This window comes from Sphingopyxis sp. BE235 (genome assembly GCF_031457175.1).
Lineage (GTDB): Bacteria > Pseudomonadota > Alphaproteobacteria > Sphingomonadales > Sphingomonadaceae > Sphingopyxis.
Genome location: NZ_JAVDWC010000005.1, coordinates 146,402 through 163,530 on the forward strand (window position 1 = coordinate 146,402; position 17,129 = coordinate 163,530).

17 protein-coding genes and 1 other RNA gene are annotated in these 17,129 nt (G+C 65.1%); 3 read left to right on the forward strand and 15 right to left on the reverse strand.

Features of this window, described 5'->3' with window-relative positions; all coding sequences use genetic code 11:
* Positions 1 to 2: 2 nt before the first annotated feature.
* The 10 genes from J2X38_RS19205 to dapA all read right to left on the reverse strand — a co-directional run bounded on the left by J2X38_RS19205 (position 3) and on the right by dapA (position 10,406).
* The gene (locus tag J2X38_RS19205) at positions 3 to 602 is read right to left on the reverse strand and encodes a hypothetical protein (RefSeq protein ID WP_310256372.1); all 600 of its coding nucleotides are present in this window, start codon (positions 600 to 602) and stop codon (positions 3 to 5) included.
* Positions 592 to 1,218, reverse strand: a complete 627-nt coding sequence (locus J2X38_RS19210) for a glutathione S-transferase (protein ID WP_310256374.1) — start codon at positions 1,216 to 1,218, stop codon at positions 592 to 594. The genes J2X38_RS19205 and J2X38_RS19210 overlap by 11 nt, the downstream gene beginning before the upstream one ends.
* Positions 1,219 to 1,236: 18 nt before the next feature.
* The gene (gene speB, locus J2X38_RS19215) at positions 1,237 to 2,052 is read right to left on the reverse strand and encodes an agmatinase (protein ID WP_310256376.1); all 816 of its coding nucleotides are present in this window, start codon (positions 2,050 to 2,052) and stop codon (positions 1,237 to 1,239) included.
* A 146-nt stretch (positions 2,053 to 2,198) separates the two neighbouring features.
* Positions 2,199 to 3,278 carry a recombinase RecA gene (gene recA / locus J2X38_RS19220; protein ID WP_058536098.1) on the reverse strand — a complete coding sequence of 360 codons (1,080 nt, stop codon included), beginning with the start codon at positions 3,276 to 3,278 and terminating at the stop codon, positions 2,199 to 2,201.
* A 180-nt stretch (positions 3,279 to 3,458) separates the two neighbouring features.
* Entirely contained in the window at positions 3,459 to 3,812 is a 354-nt protein-coding gene (locus J2X38_RS19225) for a response regulator (protein WP_058536097.1), read from the reverse strand.
* Positions 3,802 to 6,168: a response regulator gene (locus tag J2X38_RS19230; protein WP_058536492.1), complete on the reverse strand. Its 2,367-nt coding sequence runs from the start codon at positions 6,166 to 6,168 to the stop codon at positions 3,802 to 3,804. The genes J2X38_RS19225 and J2X38_RS19230 overlap by 11 nt, the downstream gene beginning before the upstream one ends.
* Positions 6,169 to 6,274: 106 nt before the next feature.
* On the reverse strand, positions 6,275 to 8,332 hold the full coding sequence (locus tag J2X38_RS19235) for a M13-type metalloendopeptidase (protein ID WP_310256380.1): 2,058 nt from the start codon (positions 8,330 to 8,332) through the stop codon (positions 6,275 to 6,277).
* A 96-nt stretch (positions 8,333 to 8,428) separates the two neighbouring features.
* Positions 8,429 to 9,040, reverse strand: a complete 612-nt coding sequence (locus J2X38_RS19240) for a DUF2062 domain-containing protein (RefSeq protein ID WP_156419572.1) — start codon at positions 9,038 to 9,040, stop codon at positions 8,429 to 8,431.
* Positions 9,037 to 9,522 (reverse strand): SsrA-binding protein SmpB, encoded by a 486-nt coding sequence (gene smpB / locus J2X38_RS19245; RefSeq protein ID WP_058536096.1) that lies wholly within the window; start codon positions 9,520 to 9,522, stop codon positions 9,037 to 9,039. The genes J2X38_RS19240 and smpB overlap by 4 nt, the downstream gene beginning before the upstream one ends.
* An 8-nt stretch (positions 9,523 to 9,530) precedes the next feature.
* Positions 9,531 to 10,406 carry a 4-hydroxy-tetrahydrodipicolinate synthase gene (gene dapA / locus J2X38_RS19250; protein WP_310256385.1) on the reverse strand — a complete coding sequence of 292 codons (876 nt, stop codon included), beginning with the start codon at positions 10,404 to 10,406 and terminating at the stop codon, positions 9,531 to 9,533.
* 100 nt (positions 10,407 to 10,506) lie between these two features.
* Between dapA and J2X38_RS19255 the strand changes: the two genes are divergently transcribed.
* The 3 genes from J2X38_RS19255 (at position 10,507) to J2X38_RS19265 (ending at position 13,772) form a co-directional block, all read left to right on the forward strand.
* Positions 10,507 to 12,537 (forward strand): transglycosylase SLT domain-containing protein, encoded by a 2,031-nt coding sequence (locus J2X38_RS19255; protein ID WP_310256387.1) that lies wholly within the window; start codon positions 10,507 to 10,509, stop codon positions 12,535 to 12,537.
* A gap of 6 nt (positions 12,538 to 12,543) precedes the next feature.
* Positions 12,544 to 13,026, forward strand: coding sequence for a transcription elongation factor GreB (gene greB, locus J2X38_RS19260; RefSeq protein WP_310256389.1), 483 nt, complete (start codon positions 12,544 to 12,546; stop codon positions 13,024 to 13,026).
* A gap of 89 nt (positions 13,027 to 13,115) precedes the next feature.
* Positions 13,116 to 13,772, forward strand: coding sequence for a hypothetical protein (locus J2X38_RS19265; RefSeq protein WP_310256391.1), 657 nt, complete (start codon positions 13,116 to 13,118; stop codon positions 13,770 to 13,772).
* Positions 13,773 to 13,780: 8 nt separating this feature from the next.
* On the opposite strand, the gene J2X38_RS19270 is transcribed toward J2X38_RS19265, so the two are convergent.
* The 5 genes from J2X38_RS19270 to cheB all read right to left on the reverse strand — a co-directional run bounded on the left by J2X38_RS19270 (position 13,781) and on the right by cheB (position 17,120).
* The gene (locus J2X38_RS19270) at positions 13,781 to 13,936 is read right to left on the reverse strand and encodes a hypothetical protein (RefSeq protein ID WP_310256393.1); all 156 of its coding nucleotides are present in this window, start codon (positions 13,934 to 13,936) and stop codon (positions 13,781 to 13,783) included.
* A gap of 76 nt (positions 13,937 to 14,012) precedes the next feature.
* An RNA gene (gene rnpB / locus J2X38_RS19275) (RNase P RNA component class A) lies at positions 14,013 to 14,401 on the reverse strand.
* Positions 14,402 to 14,442: 41 nt separating this feature from the next.
* Complete coding sequence (locus J2X38_RS19280) at positions 14,443 to 15,132, reverse strand: N-acetylmuramoyl-L-alanine amidase (protein WP_058536091.1); 690 nt, start codon at positions 15,130 to 15,132, stop codon at positions 14,443 to 14,445.
* Between the two features lie 78 nt (positions 15,133 to 15,210).
* Positions 15,211 to 16,068: a CheR family methyltransferase gene (locus J2X38_RS19285; RefSeq protein ID WP_310256396.1), complete on the reverse strand. Its 858-nt coding sequence runs from the start codon at positions 16,066 to 16,068 to the stop codon at positions 15,211 to 15,213.
* A complete protein-coding gene (gene cheB, locus J2X38_RS19290; RefSeq protein WP_310256398.1) occupies positions 16,065 to 17,120 on the reverse strand; it encodes a chemotaxis-specific protein-glutamate methyltransferase CheB in 1,056 nt (351 codons plus the stop codon). Before cheB ends, J2X38_RS19285 begins: the two co-directional genes overlap by 4 nt.
* Positions 17,121 to 17,129 lie beyond the last annotated feature (9 nt).

Sequence of the window (17,129 nt, forward strand, 5' to 3'; positions counted from 1 at the left end):
GGTCAGAAGTTGGTCGCGATCCCCTTGCCCAGATAGCAGGGCAGTTCGCGCAGCACATCGGCCTTGGGAACCCCGTCTTCGATCAGGTTGGCGGGCACTTCGGAGGTGTCGGTCCGCACCACCGTCCAGCCCGCAACCGGCGTCGCGCGGTGGACGACGACATAACCGCAATCCATCGTCTTGTCCGCGCGATCGCCGCGGAAATCGAAGGCCGCGTAAAGCCCGGCGGGCTGGCCCGCGGGATCGAGATACCAGCTGAGGCGCAAGATACGGATCGTGCCGTCGGCCCACAGCCCGGCACGCTTGCGCTGGTTCATTTCCCATTCGAGCCGCGGGTTCGACGCCTGGAACGACAGGCGCAGCATTGCATAGGCGCTCGCATAATCGCGTTTCGCCAGCGCCATCGTATAGGCGGCGAACCGATCGATCGCGCCTTCCTCGTCGGCCGGGACGGGCTGGAACGTTACGCCTTCGGGCGCGATAACCTCGCGCTCGACTTCGGGCGCAACCACCGGCGGCGCGGCAAGTGCCGCTGGGATAGGGAGAAGCCAAGCGGCCGCCACGAGCAGGCGGTGGCGGCGCACCCGGCGATCAATAGCCATAATAGGCGCCGCCCTTTTCGCGCGCGCGCTGCCAGGCGGGGCGGCCATGACACGCGTTCACAAAGCTCGCGAGCTTCGGATAGCGCGGCGCCATGCCCTGCATGATCGCGATTTCGGCGGGGAAGCTCAGCATGATGTCGGCCGCCGACAGGCTGTCGCCGATGAAATGCCCATTTTCGCCGACGCGGCTTTCCATATAGGCGAAATGCGAATCGAGCTGCTGCGAAATGCGCGGCTCGATCGGCGCGGCGGCTTCGCCAAGGCGGGCGGTATAGATGCGCAGCAGGATCGGCGTCATCGCCGACCCTTCGGCGAAATGCAGCCATTCGAGGTGGCTGATATGATCGTCGCTGCCGCGTTCGGGAACCAGCGCGCCGCCGCCATGCCGCTCGCACAAATATTCGGTGATCGCGCCCGATTCGGTGATGACGCGGCCGTCGTCCTCGATCACCGGAGACTTGCCGAGCGGATGGACCGCGATGAGTTCGGGCGGGGCGAGGTTGGTCACCGCATCACGGTCGTAATATCGGATCTCGTACGGCGCACCGATCTCCTCGAGCAGCCACAGGATGCGCTGCGAGCGGCTGTTGTTCAGATGATGGACGATCAGGCTCATGGCGCTCTCCTCAAAGGGTCAATTCTTGTAAGTACCGTTGCGGTCGATCAGCGCCGCCAGTTCGCGCACCAGCTTGGCGCCAAGGATCGCGGTGACATCGCCGATATCGCGGCCGGGATGAAGTTCGACGATATCGGCGCCGACGATCGGCGCCGTCTGCTTGTGTAATACGGCAAGCATCTCCCGTACCGTCAGCCCGCCCGGCTCGGGATGCGCGACCCCGGGCGCCGCCGACGGGTCGAGCCCGTCGAGATCGATCGAGATATAGAGCGGTCCATCGAGCACCGGCACGGTATCCGCGGTAAAACCGGCCATCGGGATAATCTCGACCCCGAAGCGCGCCGCCTGTTCGCGGCAATGATTGTTGAGCGTGCGGATGCCGACCTGCACCAGCCGCTTGGCGTGGCCCGCCTCGCAGATGCGGGCAAAGGGCGAGGCGTGGCTGCGCGGGTTGCCCGCGAAATCGTCGTAGAGGTCGGGGTGCGCGTCGAAGTGGAGGATCGTCACCGGCCCGAAGCAGGTTGCCGCGGCTTCGACGAGCGGGAAGGTCACCGCATGGTCGCCGCCGAGGGCGAGCGGAACTTCTCCATCTTCGCGCACATACGCGATGTAACGACGGATAGCGGCGTCGTCGCTCGGCGTGTCTTCAGTCAGCGGGAGGTCGCCGTCGTCGGTGAGCGCGATGTCGGGGCCGATCTCGGGGCCGAGCTCGCTCGCCATATTGCCGCGGTCGCTCCACAGCGCAGCGCGGATCGCGGCGGGGCCGGCGGCGGCGCCGCGTTCGAAGCTGCTGTTGATGTCGGTGGGAAGGCCGAAGAGGCGGATCGCGGGCATGGCGCGTTGTACCCGCTTGCGGTCATCAGGCAAGGATCAACGGCAGGCGGGCCGACCTGTGGGGAGAGGACACAGGTCCAAGGGGCATTGGGGCCCGCCGCCGTTTCCCCGGCCGACCCGCCAAAGGCGAACCGGCCGGATGGCTATCAATTGTCGTCGTCGCCCTCGTCGTCGGGGCCGGCCATCATTTCTTCGGCGACCGCCTCGGTCCGGCCGCGGATTGCGGTTTCGAGCCGGTCCATCAGTTCGGGATTGTCCTTGAGGAAGGTTTTCGAATTTTCGCGGCCCTGTCCGATGCGGATCGAATCATAGCTGAACCAGGCGCCCGATTTCTCGACGATGCCGGCCTTGACGCCCAGATCGAGAATCTCGCCGATCTTCGAAATGCCCTGCCCGTACATGATGTCGAATTCGACCTGCTTGAACGGCGGCGCGACCTTGTTCTTCACGACCTTCACGCGCGTGGTGTTGCCGACGATCTCGTCGCCATTCTTGATCTGGCCGGTGCGGCGGATGTCGAGACGGACCGACGCGTAGAATTTGAGCGCGTTGCCGCCGGTCGTGGTTTCGGGGTTGCCGTACATCACGCCGATTTTCATGCGCAGCTGGTTGATGAAGATCACCATGCAGCGCGAGCGGCTGATCGAACCGGTGAGCTTGCGCAGCGACTGCGACATCAAACGTGCCTGAAGCCCGACGTGGCTGTCGCCCATTTCGCCTTCGATTTCGGCGCGCGGAACGAGCGCGGCGACCGAATCGACGACGAGCACGTCGATCGCGTTCGAGCGCACCAGCGTGTCGACGATTTCGAGCGCCTGTTCACCCGTGTCGGGCTGCGACACGATGAGTTCGTCGATGTTGACGCCAAGCTTGCGGGCATAGACGGGGTCGAGCGCATGTTCGGCGTCGACGAAGGCGACGGTGCCGCCGCCCTTCTGCGCTTCGGCGAGCGTGTGCAGCGCGAGCGTCGTCTTGCCCGAGCTTTCGGGGCCATAGATTTCGATGACGCGGCCGCGCGGCAGGCCGCCGACGCCGAGCGCGATATCGAGGCCGAGCGAGCCGGTCGAGATCGACTCGACCTGCATCGTTTCCTTCGAGCCCAATTTCATTACCGAGCCCTTGCCGAACGCGCGATCGATCTGCGCGAGCGCGGCGTCGAGCGCCTTCTGCCTGTCCGTGTTGTTCACTGATTTCCCCGATTCGACGAGTGACAATTGTCCGGCCATTTGCCGTCCTTTCCAGCTCTAGAGCGACAGCAGAAGCATCGCAACGCCGGAACTATGTGCCACATTTGTTCTCATGGAACAAGCGGGGAACAAATTATTTTCGTCGTCGCCGCGAAGGCAGGAGCCGCAATCGACTTTACGCAAGGTTGCCAGCGGCCCCCGCCTTCGCGGGGGCGACGGTCAATCAGAACCAAACTCGTCCAGTGCCGCCTCGATATCGCTGATCCGGAACGGCTTGGTGATCAGCTTGCGATGCGCGTGCGCGGCCGGAATGACGTCGCCGCCCCCCGAGGTGAAGGCAAAGGGAATGCCGCGTTCGGCGAGCGCGTCGGCGACCGGCCAGCCTTTTTCCTCGCCGAGGTTGATATCGACGAGGGCGCCGGCCAGCGGCTCGGCCGCAATCAGCGCCAGCGCCTCTTCGTTGCTTGTCGCCTGCGCGGGTTCGGGAAGGTCGAGCGCGTCGAACATGTCGGCGAGCATCATGCCGATCAGCACATCGTCCTCGACGAGCAGGATGCGGTTATTACTGGCCATTGGACACCCGATGCGCAGCCTCGTCGAGCGCCGCCGACGTCGCCTCGGCGAGTTGTGCGACCGAAAAGGGTTTCGGCAGGAAGGCGACATCGTCGATGTCGATCGACTGGCGGAGCTGCTCCTCGGCATAGCCCGACATGAACAAGACCGGCAGGTCGGGCCGCTTGGCACGCATCGCGCGCACCATCGCCGGACCGTCCATCGTCGGCATCACAACGTCGCTGATGATCAAATCGACCTTCTCCATTTGCGCAAAACGCTCAAGCCCCTCCTCGCCCTGCGAGGCGGTGACGACGCTATAACCCGCGCGGGTCAATGCGCGTTCCGCAACCGCACGCACCATATCCTCATCCTCGACGAGCAGGATCGTTCCGGTGCCCCACTGGCTCTTCTTGGGTTTGGCGGGCGGCGGCACGACGACGGGGGCATCGCCCTCGGCACGGTGGACGGGCAGATAGATAAAGAAGCTCGTCCCCTGCCCCGGCTTGCTTTCGGCGAAGATATAGCCCGCCGATTGCTTGATGATCCCATAGACGGTCGAGAGCCCGAGCCCGGTCCCCTTGCCGACATCCTTCGTCGTAAAGAAAGGCTCGAAAATCTTGGGCAGCACATCGGCGGGAATGCCGGTGCCGGTGTCGCTGACTTTCAACGCGCAATAGTCAGCGGGCGGCATGAATTCATTGCCCATCTGCCGGACGTCGGCGGCCGACACCGGATAGGTTTCCATGGTCAGCGTCCCGCCGCCCGGCATCGCGTCGCGCGCATTGACCGCAAGATTGATGATCACCTGCTCGAGCTGCCCCGGATCGGCGCGCACCGCGCCAAGGCCGCGGCCGTGATGCACTGCCAGTTGGACCGTCTCACCGATCAGGCGTTTCAAGAGATGCGACACTTCGGAAATCACATCGGGCAGTTGCAAGATCTGCGGGCGCAACGTCTGCTGCCGCGAGAAGGCGAGCAATTGCCGCGTCAGGCTGGCGGCGCGATTGGCGTTGCTGCGGATCTGCTGGATGTCGTCATAGTCGCTGTCGCCCGGCGTATGGCGCATCAGCATCAGATCGCACGCGCCGAGAACGGCGGTCAGGATATTGTTGAAATCATGCGCGACGCCGCCGGCGAGCTGCCCGACCGCCTGCATCTTCGACGCCTGCGCCACCTGCTGTTTCAGGCGCGATTCCTCGCTCGAATCCTTGAGGCTCAGCAGCACCGCGGCCTCGCCCAGTCCGCGCACACCCACGATCCGCATCGACACCGGATCGCCGCTTTGCCCCGCGAGCCGGATCGAGAGGTCACCGCCGACTTGCTGCCCGCTGCTGTGACGGCGGATCATATCGGCGAGCGCGCCCTTGTCCTCACCGACGACGATGTCGCCCGGATAACGCGGCATCTTGCCTTCGGGAAGATTAGCTGCCCGAACGAATGCCCGGTTCACATAGAGAAAGCGCCCGTCGCGATCGACCATGGCGAGGCCAAAGGGGAGCAACGAGAGCAGGGTTTCGACGTAGGTCTGCGCGGTGCCGCGGTCGGTGGGGCCCATTTCCTCATCGAGCATCGCGAGCAGCATCGGCGTGTTGCTGTCGGCGGGCGCGAGCGGAATCTGGATCAGGCGTACCGGCGTCGCGCGATCGCCCTCGCGCGCGAAATAGAGCGCGCCGGCGTCGTCGAGCCGGATCATCGGCGCAACATCGCGGCCGGCATAATGAACCGCATCATCCTCGCCCAGCGCGCGGAGGAGGAATGCCTTGTTCGCGACGCGCAGCCGCCCCTCGGCGCTGACGAGCGCGGCCATCACCCCCGCATGGCCGAGCGTGCGGCCTGCGGGACCGTCGAGATGGCGAAGGATTTCCGAAACGAGGTCGAGCCGCTCGATCGCCGAGAAGCGCCAGACGAGATAATCCTCCGACTGCCCCGTGCGCGTCACCTGCGCGCGCAGTTGCAGCGGGCCGACCGCGATATCGTCGACGGACCCTTCGCCGTCGCGCCAGGCGATGCGGCCGGCATTTTTCAGCAGTTCGGCGCCGCGCCCTTCAAGCGGCAGGCCGGGCGGCGTGACGAAGCCGCCCATCCAGGTGCCGAACAGATCGTTCGCGCAGACCATCCGGCCGCCGCGATCGGTAACCGCAATCGCGACATCGTCGTGATTCACCGCCTGACGCAGCATCGTCCAGTCGGGCGCGACCGCCTCGCCCGTCACCGCCGCCGGGAACAGCCGGCGCGCGAGGAGCACCCCGCCCGCGGCAACCGCAAGCCCGGCGAGGAAACCGACTGCCAATATCGCATCGCGCGTCGCCCAGAACAGCAATGCGGCGGACAGCAAAGCCAGCCCGCCGAGCACTGCCTTGTCGACCGGCGACAGGCCCGCGGGGGCCGATAAAGGCCCGGCGGGCCCCGCCCCCCTGATGACATCACCATCAGCGGAGGACAGGCTTTGCGCGGTCAACGGTTATCTTTCTATTGGTGCATCACCAGATGCGGACGCGGTCTTTCGGCTCGAGATAGAGCTTCTGACCCTGCTTGATCTGATAGGCCTTATACCACGGGTCAAGATTGCGCGAGACCCAAGTCCGCTGGATCGAGGGCGAATGCGGATCGGTCGTGATCCGCTGCGACAGATTCTGCTCGCGATAGTTGCGGCGCCACACCTGCGCCCAGCCGAGGAAGAAGCGCTGGTCGCCGGTCAGCCCGTCGATCACCGGCGCTTCCTTGCCGCCGAGCGACTTCTTGTACGCGTCATAGGCGATCGTCAGGCCGGCGAGATCGCCGATATTCTCGCCGAGCGTAAAGGTGCCGTCGAGCTTTTCGCCGGGAAGCACTTCATACGCGTCGTACTGCGCGATCAGCGCCTTGCCCGCGGCCTCGAACGCCGCGACGTCGGCGGGGGTCCACCAGTCGGCGAGCTTGCCGGTCTCGTCATATTTCGCGCCCTGATCGTCGAAGTGATGGCTGATCTCGTGGCCGATCACCGCACCGATGCCGCCATAATTGACCGCCGCGTCGGCGTGCGGATCGAAGAAGGGCGGCTGCAGAATCGCGGCGGGGAAGACGATCTCGTTCATCCCGAAATTGGCGTAGGCGTTGACCTCCATCGGGGTCATCCCCCATTCCCAGCGGCGGATCGGCCCGCCGAGGCGGCTGACATTGTCGTCGTGCGCGAACTGGTTGGCGCGCAGCTGGTTGCCGAACAGGTCGTCGCCGCGGATTTCGAGCTTGCTATAATCCTTCCAGCGGTCGGGGTAGCCGATCTTGGTGGTGAAATTGGCGAGCTTCTTCTTCGCCTTCACCTTCGTCCCGGGCTGCATCCACGTCAGCTTGCCGATGCGCGTGTCGAGCGCGGCGAGCACATTCTTGACGAGCACGTCCATCGCCGCCTTGGTTTCGGGCGGGAAATATTTCGCGACATAATCCTGGCCGACGGCCTCACCCATATTGTTGGTGGTGAAATCGACCGCGCGCTTCCAGCGCTCCTGCATCTGCGGGGTGCCCGACAGCGCGGTGCTGTAGAAGGAGAAGGCCTCCTGCGCGACCGCGTCGGGCAGCGCGCCCGCGAAGCCGTCGAGGCTGCGCACGATCAGCGCGTCGCGGATCACGCCGATCGGCGCGTCGGCGAGCAGCTTGGCCTCGCCGGTGAAGGCGCTCGGCTGCGACACGAGGATCGAATCCTCATTGACGCCGATGCCGCGGATGAACGCCTGCCAGTCGAAGCCCGGCGCCGCCTTCGCGAGCTCGGCGATCGTCATCTTGTTATAGACTTTGGTCGCGTCGCTGCTGTCGTTCTTGTCCCAGTGGACGGTCGCGATCTGCTTTTCGAAATCATAGATCGCCTTGGCGCGCGCCGGCGCATCCTTTTCGCCCGCGAGCGTCAGGACATTTTCGAGGTGCTTCAGATAGGCGGCCTGCAGCTTGGTATTGCGTTCGCCGTCCTTCAGATAGAAATCGCGGTCGGGCATGCCGATGCCGCCCTGGAACATCGTGTAGATATAGACGTCGGGGTTCTTGTCGTCCTGCCCGACATAGCCGCCGAAGAAATGCTGGATGCCGCTGCGGTCGGCCTCGGACAGCAGCTTCGCGAGGCCCGCCTTGTCGACGGCGCGGACCTTGGTCAGCCACGGCTGGATCGGCGCGAGGCCCTTCGCCTCGACGGCGGACGCATCGAGATAGGATGAGTAAGCGCGGCCGATCATGCTGTTCGGATCGCCCTTTGCGACGTCGAGGATTTCGCGCGTGCGCTTCTGCGACAGATCGGCGAGCGCGGTGAACATGCCATAGTTCGACTTGTCGGCCGGGATCTGTGCGTTCTTCGCCCAGGTGCCGTTGGCATAGGCATAGAAGTCGTCGCCGGGCTGGACGGTCTTGTCCATGCCGGTGAGGTCGAAACCGAAATCGCCGATCTCGGGCTTTGCCGTCGTTTCGGTGGCGGGCGCAGTGGCGGCCTTTTCCTTGGCGGTCGCCGGAACGGCGGCGAGCATCAATGCGCCAAGCGCGGCGGTCGCCATCAGGCGCGAAGAAATATGCAGAGTCATGATATTCCCCAGTTTTCGATATGAAGCGAAAATCCGCGCCGCGCTGGCACGGCGCAGATTAGCGATGCGACAGCTATACGCTTGCTATTTGGGGGTTCAACCGGCCGCGGTGTCGCTGGTCGATGCCTCATGTCGTTGGTCGCGCGCCCGCGCTAGTTTGCGCCGCCAGCGAAGGCGAATCCAATTGTCCCAGAAGATCGACGCCAAGACATAGCCTATGATCGCCGACACCAGCGAAATGACGAACAGTCCGGCGAGCATCGCGGGCGCAGCGTCCGAAAAGACCCAGCGCGCCCATTCGCCCGCCGACGCGCCATGCTCGATCATCGCCGAAAAGGTCGCGCTGTTGGCATGGAGCCCGAACAGCCAGTCGCCGAGCCACACCGACGCAAGGATGATGAACGGCGTCGTCACCGGGTTCGACAGGAAGGTCATCGCCGCGCCGATCGGGATATTGGCACGAACGGGCAGCGCGAGCAGCGCCACGCCCAATATCTGCACCCCGGGAATCAGGAAGAAGATGCCGACGAACAGCCCGAGCGCGGTGCCGCGCGGGACCGAGGTGCGGGTGAAGCGCCACAAATGGCTGTGCGCGACCCTATGGGCAAATGGCTTGACGAAACGGCTCGCGAGCAATTCCTCGCGCGTCGGCGAGTTGCGGCGTATCCAGTTCATCACTGCCGCCTTGTCGCGAGGGCTGCCGCTCATCCGCGGTCCTTCATCAACCGCTGCTTGTCGCGCTTCCAGTCGCGTTCCTTTATCGACTCCCGCTTGTCGTGCGCCTTCTTGCCCTTCGCGATCGCCAGTTCGACCTTGGCGCGGCCGCGGCTGTTGAAATAGATGGACAGCGGGACAAGCGTCATCCCCTGCCGCGCGACCGCGGCGTGCATCTTGTTGATCTCGCGGCCGCTGAGCAACAGCTTGCGCGGCCGCTTGGGTTCATGATTGTGCCGGTTGCCGTGGCTGAATTCGGGGATATTGCTGTTCACCAGCCATACCTCGTGCCCCTTTACCTCGGCGTAACTCTCCGCAATCGTCCCTTCGCCAAAGCGCAGCGACTTGACCTCGGTTCCTTGCAACGCAATCCCCGCCTCGAACACCTCGTCGATGGCAAAGTCGAACCGCGCGCGCCGGTTCTCGGCGACGACTTTCTTCTTGTCGAATTCGGCGGCGGACTGGGGACGAGCCATTTCGGGACCTAGATTACTCCGGCCGCGGACAGCGCGGCATCGACGGCGGCGCGCGAAGCATCGTTCGCCGCGATGATAGGTAGGCGCACTTCGGGCGAAAACCAGTCGTGGATGCGCGACAGCGCATATTTAACCGGACCCGGCGAGGTGTCGGAGAACATCGCCTTGTGCAGATCGAACAGCCGGTCGTGCAGCACCAGCGCGCGCGCCCAGTCGCCCGCGGCGGCGGCGGCGGCGAAATCGGCACACAGACGCGGCGCGACATTGGCGGTGACCGAGATGCAGCCCGCGCCGCCCATCACCGCGTGCGGCAGCCAGAGATCGTCGTTGCCCGAAAGCTGACAGAAGCCCGTGCCGGCGCCCGCACGGTGGATGGTCACGCGCGCCAGATCGCCGCTCGCATCCTTGATTGCGACGACGCTCGGGATTTCGGCGAGCTTGCACATCGTCTCGGCGCTGATGTCGGCGACGGTGCGGCTGGGGACGTTATAGACGACGATCGGCAGGTCGCTCGCGTCGGCGAGCGCCTGAAAATGCGCGATCATACCGGCCTGGCTCGGCCGGTTGTAGTAAGGCGCGACGATCAGCGCCGCGGTCGCGCCGGCCGCCTGCGCATGGCGCATATGCCGTATGGCGGTCGCGGTGTCGTTCGACCCGCAGCCCGCGATCACGGGAACGCGTCCCGCCGCCGCCTCGATGCAGCTGTCGATCACCTGATAATGTTCGTCGTAGCCGAGCGTCGGGCTTTCGCCGGTCGTTCCGCACGGAACCAGCGCGCTGGTCCCTTCTTTGATCTGCCAATCGACAAGGCGTGCGAAGGCCGGAGCGTCGAACGCCCCATCGCGAAATGGCGTCACCAAAGCGGGAATCGAACCCGAAAACATGCTCCGCTCCTTTACAATACCCCGCTGTGACCGATAGAATCCGGCCAGCGCGCCGCTATTGGACGTCTATTCAGCGCCCCGCAAGGAGTTTGGCATTACCATGGCAGCTATGACCTCGCTGACCCGTATCTCCCGCCTCGCGCTCGCCGCGGCCCTCCTCATTCCGACCACCGCCCATGCCAGCGAACTCACTCCCGAACAAATGGCCTGGTATCGCGCGCAGATGGGCTTGGCGGCGACGTCGGGTCCGCCGCCGTCGACGAGTTCGGTCGGCGATGCGGTGATGGAATGGCGGCGGCTGACGGCGAACACCGGCGCCTCGTTCGACCAGCTTTCGCGTTTCCTGATGGCGAACAAGGGCTGGCCCGATAACGACAAGATGCGCACGCGCGCCGAAAAGGCCATCTCGCTCGACAGCTACGATCCGCAGCGCACCCTCGCCTATTTCAATGCCTATCCGCCGCAGACCGCGAGCGGACAGCTCCGCTACGCGCTCGCGCTCAACGCGTCGGGGCGCCGCGAGGACGCCGCCGCGGCGGTTCGCCGCGCGTGGACGAGCGGGCCGCTCGACGATTATGAAACGAGCCGCGCGCTCGCCATGTTCCCCGGCGCGATCACGCCCGCCGACCATGACGCGCGCATGGACCGGCTGCTCTGGCTTGGCGCCACCGCCGCTGCGGGCCGCCAGCTCGCCTATACCTCGCCCGACAAGCGCAACGTGTTTGCGGCACGGCTAGCGATGCGCAACGCCTCGGTCGACGCGGCCTTTCAGGCATCGGCCGCCGAAAGCGCCAATCCGGCGCTGACCCGCACCGATGCGGGCTATATCACCGACAAGGCGACCTGGCTGCGCAAGGCGGGCCGCGTCGGCGAAGCGCGCGCGCTGCTCGCCGCGCCGCGCTCGCTGACGAAGGCGCCGACCGATCCGGAGGAATGGCTCGAAACGCTGCTCACCAACGCGCGGCAGGCGAGCGATGGCGGCGACAAGACGACCGCCTATAATATCGCGCGCCAGCTCGACGACGCCTTCCCACCCGGAACGGTGATCCGCGAGACGTCGCTTGGCGTGCGCGACGATTATACCTCGCTCGCCTGGCTCGCCGGGCAGCTTGCCTATCGCGATCTGCGCCGCCCGGCCGAGGCGGTGCGCCTCTACCGCGCCTATGGCGAAGCCGCACGCTCGGCGCAGACACGCACGAAAGGCTTTTACTGGGCCGGCCGCGCGGCGCTGGCGGCGGGCGACCGCTCGACAGCGAATGCGCATTTTGCCGATGCCGCGCAGCATTATGACCAATTCTATGGCCAGTTGTCGCTTGAGCGGCTGAACCGCCCGCAGCCCAAGCCGACCCCCGATCCGACCATTCAGGTCAGCAATGACGAGCGCCGCGAGTTCGAGGACGACCGGCTGGTGCGCGCCGCGCGCGCGCTCGGCGAAATCGGCGCATGGCGCGAACAGTCGCAGTTCCTGCGCGCCCTCGCGCAACAGGCGACCTCGCCCGCCGACCATGTGCTCGCGGGCAAACTCGCGTCGCAGATCGGACGCCCCGACCTTGGCGTGATGATCGGCCGCAGCGCGCAGGCGAACAGCCTCGATGCGGTCGAGGTGTCGGGTTTCCCGACGGTGCGCGTCCCTGCCGGGCATGAAAGCAACTGGACCTTCATCCACGCGATCACGCGGCAGGAAAGCCAGTTCGACCGGCAGGCGATCAGCCACGCCGGCGCGCGCGGGATGATGCAGTTGATGCCGGGCACCGCACGCGAAGTCGCGGGCAAGCTTGGGATGAGCTATGACGCTGGCTCGCTGACCACCGACACCAATTACAATATGATGCTGGGATCGACCTATTTTCAGCAGATGCTCCGCTATTTCGGCGGCAGCTATCCGCTCGCAGTCGCGGCGTATAATGCCGGTCCGGGCAATGTGAACAAATGGCTGCGCGCCAATGGCGACCCGCGCGGCGGCGGGATCGAAATGGTCGACTGGATCGAGGCGATCCCGATCTTCGAAACGCGCAACTATGTCCAGCGCGTGTTGGAAAATGCCGTCGTCTACGACACGCTGCGCGATGGCAGCGGGTCGCGGCAGCAGGCGCCGCTGAGTTTCTACCTCGGCAAACGCACGCCCGGCTAAATCCGCATGGCGGGGGAGAAGACGAACATCATTTCGCCAGCGGGTTATGCCGCGCTGCGCTCCGAATATGACGTGCTGCTCGGCGACGAGCGGCCGAAGCTCGTCGAGGTGATCAGCTGGGCGGCGGGCAACGGCGACCGCAGCGAAAATGGCGACTATATCTATGGCCGCAAGCGGCTGCGCGAGATCGACCGGCGCCTCTCCTTCCTCGCGCGGCGGATGAAAGCGGCACGCGTCGTCGACCCCGCCGAGCAGCCCGACAAGAGCCGCATCTGGTTCGGCGCCACCGTCGAACTCGCCGACGACGATGACGCGCGGCGCATCGTCACGTTGGTCGGCGACGACGAGGCCGAGGCCGGCGAAGGCCGGATCGGCTGGAACAGCCCCCTCGCCCGCGCGCTGCGCGGCGCCGCGATCGGCGACCTGCGCACCGTGCAGCTACCCGCGGGACCGAAAGAGTGGGAAGTGATCGCGGTCGGCTACCCCTGACATTCGCCTGTGCGCGGCATCACCGACAGCGGCTGGACGAGCGCGTAACAGCTGATAGTCTGATACCGACTGAGGGAGAGATGAGGGCAATGCGAAAACCGGTATTCCTGGCCGCGCTATTGCTGTCCGGCACGGCGCACGCCGCGCAAGACCGCCCAACCTTGCCTCCGGTCGGCGACCAGTTCCTTCTCGATCAGCTCGAACTCGGCGAAGAAATCGAAACGCGCGCCGATGGCGACCTCAACGGCGATGGCAATATGGACACCGTCTTCGTCGTCGCCAGCCCCGACGAGCGGCACCTCTATGTCGTGCTCAGCTATCGCGGCGAGGTCGACATCGGGCACGAACCGGGGGGCAATTTCAAGCTGGAGCCCGATCCGCTCGGCCCCGCCGGGCTGACGATCAACAAGGGTGTCCTGACGATCCGCGACCTGACCGGCGGCACCACCGCGCTATCGGCGACCTATCGCTATCGGTCCGCGACGACGAAGGCGGGGCAGCGGATGCGCCTGATTGGGCTCGATGCGACTGTGTACAGCCGCACCTATGCGCATGACGGCAGCGAAATGAGCTGGAACGTCGCGACGGGCGACACGATCACCAGCTTGCTGAAGGTCGCGACAAGCGGCGACCGTGGGTATGACAAGCTGCATACGCGCAAGTTCAAGCGGCCAGTGCGCACGATCTATATGGAGGACACGCCGGGAGCAGAGGAAGAACTCGTCGGCGTTACCAAGGCAAAGTGATTAAAAAATCAGGGCTGCAACAGCACCGGAATGATCCAGATCGCGGACATGACGATGATCACCGCAATCAGTGAGAACCCCAGTACATAGCGGACATTATGGCCTTTGACGCCGCCGCTCGCTTCCGTCTCGGTCACTTCGACATGCTCATCGACGACTTTCATGGTGCGTTTCCCTTCCAACTCGTCCGCCTAGAACGCGGCCCAGGCTTGGGCGTTCCGCCCGGGTATTGGGGAGAGAGGTGCCAGAGGGTCTATAAGCCGGGTTCTGTCCATCCCCTTGCGGAGACTGTGCGATCATTCCTCTAGGCGAACGGTTACCCGAACGCTCAAGCAGTCAACCCGGACGGCTGGGCCGGAATCAGCCCTGGATAAATCCGTACCGTCCCTATTCGACCTTGCTCCCGGTGGGGTTTGCCGTGCCGCGCCTGTTACCAGCCGCGCGGTGCGCTCTTACCGCACCCTTTCACCTTTCGCCGGGCCGAAGCCTTTGGCGGTCTGCTCTCTGTGGCACTTTCCCTGAACCTGGCCGAAGCCCGATCCGCCGGACGTTATCCGGCACCGTGATTTCCGTGGAGCCCGGACTTTCCTCCCCTTTCTTGCGAAAGCGGCGATCGCCCGACCCTCTGGCGAGAGCGAGTATAGCCCTCATCGGGCGCTTTGACGAGGAATCAATTGCCTTCGGGCTGGGGAAGCAGCAGCGCGAGCAGGATCGCGCGGCATTCGCCGTCGATCGTGCCGTCGATGAGTTCGGGGCGAAAGCGCCGCTGGAACGCGACGGTCGCCGCGAACCCGTCGGTCACATCGTAACCGAAACGTTCGAGCGCGAGCAGGAAGCCCGCGTCGGTCCACAAGGGATCGGTGAGCTTCTTGGTCGGGCGCGGAAGCGCGAGGCGGCGGCGCGCAAGCTCTTCCCACGGAAACAACTCGCCCGGATCCTGCTTGCGCGTCGGCGCGATGTCCGAATGGCCGATGACATTTCCGCGGGTGACCGAATGCCGGTCCTTGATCTGGTGGACGAGGCGGACGACCGAGGCGACCTGCGGATCGGGGAACGGCACATAGCCCCATTCATGCCCCGGATTGACGATCTCGATCCCGACGCTCGCCGAATTGATGTCGCTGATGCCGCGCCAGTGCGACTTGCCCGCGTGCCAGGCGCGCTTGTCCTCGGGCACCATCTGGGTGATCTGCCCGTCCTCGCTGACGACATAGTGCGCCGAAACCCCGGCTTCGGGATTGGCAAGCCAATCAATGGCTTCGGCACCGCTCTTCATACCGGTATAATGCAGCACGATCATCGAGATGGGCAGCGCGCGCTCGTCGAAATTGGGAGACCAGCGTTCGATAAAATCGCTCATGCGCTCGGGGGACCCGTCCTGTGCTTGCCAAGCCGTCGATTGCGCCAGTGGCGCGCAAAAAGCAAGGCAGAGCCTGTCCTAGGCCGCGGCGGCGCGGCGCCCCTGCTGATCGGCGGGCTCGTAAAGGCCGCGCAGGCGCGGGCTCGCGACGAACTGATCGGTCTGGCCGAGCACCGTTTCCCCCGCACCGAGCACGAGGAAGCTTTGCGGCGCCGCCATCGCGCGGAGCCGCGCAAAGGCTTTCTGCCGCATCGGCGCCGAGAAATAGAGCAGCAGGTTGCGGCAGAAGATCAGGTCGGCGGGGCTCGCCAGCGGCGGCCGGTCGGTGAGCATATTCTGCACCGAAAAATCGACGCGGCGGCGCAGGTCCGCCTTGGCAAGCCATCCGCCCTCGGTCTGGTCGAACCAGCGCACCATGCGCTGCACCGGCAGACCGCGCTGGATCTCGAACTGGCTGTAGAGGCCGACGCGCGCGCGCGAAATCGCATGATAGCTGACGTCAGTGCCGACGATATCGACCTGCCAACCCGCCCATTTTTCGCCTTGCTCGGCGATCAGCATTGCCAGCGAATAGGCTTCCTGCCCCGTCGATACGCCGCAATGCCAGACGGTCAGCCGGCGGCGCAATTTGTTGATTTCGCGAATCTTCTCAAGCGCGGTCGCAGCTATTTCGTCGAACACACTATATTCACGGTAGAAATATGTTTCGTTGTTCAGCATCGCATCGACGGTATCGTCGAGCAATTGCCGACTGTTCGAGGTCACCAGCGCCGCGACGAGCGCATCAAGATCCGCGATACCGTGGCGCTGCATCACGGGCTTCAGCGACATTTCGATCCGCCAGATGCGGTTCGGCGACAGCGTCTGCCCCGTCCGCGATTCGAGCACGCCCATCAGGACGCGGTACGCCGATTCGCTGGCGCTTCCGTCCATCATGGCTTGCGGCGCCCCTGCCCGCGCCCTTGCAGGAAGCTGCCGAGCATCAGCGCGATCGCGTCGGGGTTCAGCGTCGCCGCCGCGATGCCCGCCTTGGCGACCGCGCCCGGCATGCCCCAGATCACGCAGCTTTCAGGCGCCTGCGCGAAAATCGTGCCGCCAGCGTCCTTCAGCCGCGCCGCACCGATCACCCCATCGCGGCCCATGCCGCTGAGGATGACGGCAACCCCGCCCTTGCCATAAATCTCGGCGACCGAATCGAGCATCGGGTCGGCCGAGGGGCAGCAGCCATTGTCGACGACACGGTGATCGAGCGCGATTTCGGCTCGGCGCCCATTGGCGACGACGAGCAAATGCGCATCCCCCGGCGCGAGATAGATGCAGCCGCGCTCGACGGCCATTCCGGCTTCGGCAACGCGGACGCGGCGCGTCGTCATCGTCGCGATCTGCTTCGCGTAAAATTCCATGAAGGCGTCGGGCAGATGCTGGGTGAGCAGAATCGGCGCGCTGATCCTGGGATCGAGGTGCGCGAGGAAATTGGCGAAGGCGGGGATGCCGCCGGTCGATGCCGCGACCGCGATGCATTCGATCGGCTGATCGGTATCGATCGCGAAGGCGGCGGGCGGCGGAGCCGGGCGCTCGGCAACGGGGACCGTTGCAGGGAAATCGCGCTGATGGCCGAGCGTCATGATCCGCTCGGTCAGCACTTCGGCGAAACGCCCCGAAAAGCTGCCGCGCCCGGGTTTGGCGAGCGTGTCGCTGGCGCCGAGCGCGAGCGCGTCGATCGCGGCGGGACCGCCCTCGACGCAGTTCGACGAGAGGATGAGAACGCGCGCCTTTTCGGCGCGCTCCAATATGTGCGGCAGAGCGTCGATGCCGTTCATTCCGGGCATTTCGACGTCGAGCACGACAACATCGACGGGCTCGCGTGCCAGATAATCGAGCGCTTCGTGCGCCGAGGCGACCGACGCGCAGATCTTGAGCCCCGGCCGCTGATCGACGATCCGCTCGAGGATGCTACGAACGACGAGGCTGTCGTCGACGAGCATCACGCGCACGGT

Coding starts and splice junctions, on each gene's coding strand:
- J2X38_RS19205 (WP_310256372.1), bottom strand. CDS start 602: ATGGCTATTGATCGCCGGGTGCGCCGCCACCGCCTGCTCGTGGCGGCC.
- J2X38_RS19210 (WP_310256374.1), bottom strand. CDS start 1,218: ATGAGCCTGATCGTCCATCATCTGAACAACAGCCGCTCGCAGCGCATC.
- speB (WP_310256376.1), bottom strand. CDS start 2,052: ATGCCCGCGATCCGCCTCTTCGGCCTTCCCACCGACATCAACAGCAGC.
- recA (WP_058536098.1), bottom strand. CDS start 3,278: ATGGCCGGACAATTGTCACTCGTCGAATCGGGGAAATCAGTGAACAAC.
- J2X38_RS19225 (WP_058536097.1), bottom strand. CDS start 3,812: ATGGCCAGTAATAACCGCATCCTGCTCGTCGAGGACGATGTGCTGATC.
- J2X38_RS19235 (WP_310256380.1), bottom strand. CDS start 8,332: ATGACTCTGCATATTTCTTCGCGCCTGATGGCGACCGCCGCGCTTGGC.
- J2X38_RS19240 (WP_156419572.1), bottom strand. CDS start 9,040: ATGAGCGGCAGCCCTCGCGACAAGGCGGCAGTGATGAACTGGATACGC.
- smpB (WP_058536096.1), bottom strand. CDS start 9,522: ATGGCTCGTCCCCAGTCCGCCGCCGAATTCGACAAGAAGAAAGTCGTC.
- dapA (WP_310256385.1), bottom strand. CDS start 10,406: ATGTTTTCGGGTTCGATTCCCGCTTTGGTGACGCCATTTCGCGATGGG.
- J2X38_RS19255 (WP_310256387.1), top strand. CDS start 10,507: ATGGCAGCTATGACCTCGCTGACCCGTATCTCCCGCCTCGCGCTCGCC.
- greB (WP_310256389.1), top strand. CDS start 12,544: ATGGCGGGGGAGAAGACGAACATCATTTCGCCAGCGGGTTATGCCGCG.
- J2X38_RS19265 (WP_310256391.1), top strand. CDS start 13,116: ATGCGAAAACCGGTATTCCTGGCCGCGCTATTGCTGTCCGGCACGGCG.
- J2X38_RS19270 (WP_310256393.1), bottom strand. CDS start 13,936: ATGAAAGTCGTCGATGAGCATGTCGAAGTGACCGAGACGGAAGCGAGC.
- J2X38_RS19280 (WP_058536091.1), bottom strand. CDS start 15,132: ATGAGCGATTTTATCGAACGCTGGTCTCCCAATTTCGACGAGCGCGCG.
- J2X38_RS19285 (WP_310256396.1), bottom strand. CDS start 16,068: ATGATGGACGGAAGCGCCAGCGAATCGGCGTACCGCGTCCTGATGGGC.